Raw genomic sequence first — 590 nt, forward strand, 5'->3', positions numbered from 1 at the left:
GATCTACGGGCGTTTCGGCCACCTGCTGCACGAAATCGCCGAGCGGTGCGGCGGGCAGGGTTATTACACAGGAGAAGCCGTGGGGGACTGTGTTCGACCCTGCCGAATTGATCGAAGCCATCGGCCGCGAGCAGCCGGATGTCGTCGCCATGGTGCACGGGGAGACTTCCACGGGCCGGATGCAGCCGCTGGCCGGGATCGGCGAAGCCTGTCGTCGCCACGGCGCGCTGCTGATCGTCGACGCCGTAGCAACCATTGGCGGCACGGCGGTCGATACGGACGCCTGGCAGCTCGACGCGGTCATCGGCGGCACGCAAAAGTGCCTGTCCGTTCCGTCAGGCATGGCGCCGATAACGTATAACGACCGCGCAGAGCGGAAAATTGTTGCCCGCAAACGCATTGAGCGGGGACTGCGCAGCAATGCCGCTTCCCTCCCGCTACAGGAGGCTCCTCCTGGGCCTAGTCCCATTCAGAGCAATTATCTGGATTTGGCCCAGCTGCAGGATTACTGGAGTCCCAAGCGGCTGAACCATCATTACCGGAGTATGACCTCCATGCTGTATGCGCTTCATGAAGGACTTCGCCTGGTG

Annotated in this window: 1 pseudogene; it reads left to right on the forward strand. The window is 62.7% G+C overall.

What is annotated here, in order from left to right:
* Positions 1-590, forward strand: a pseudogene (locus CPT76_RS06520) (pyridoxal-phosphate-dependent aminotransferase family protein); the annotation flags it as partial.

It is taken from the genome of Paenibacillus sp. AR247 (genome assembly GCF_002968895.1).
Taxonomy (GTDB): Bacteria; Bacillota; Bacilli; order Paenibacillales; family Paenibacillaceae; genus Paenibacillus_AQ; species Paenibacillus_AQ favisporus.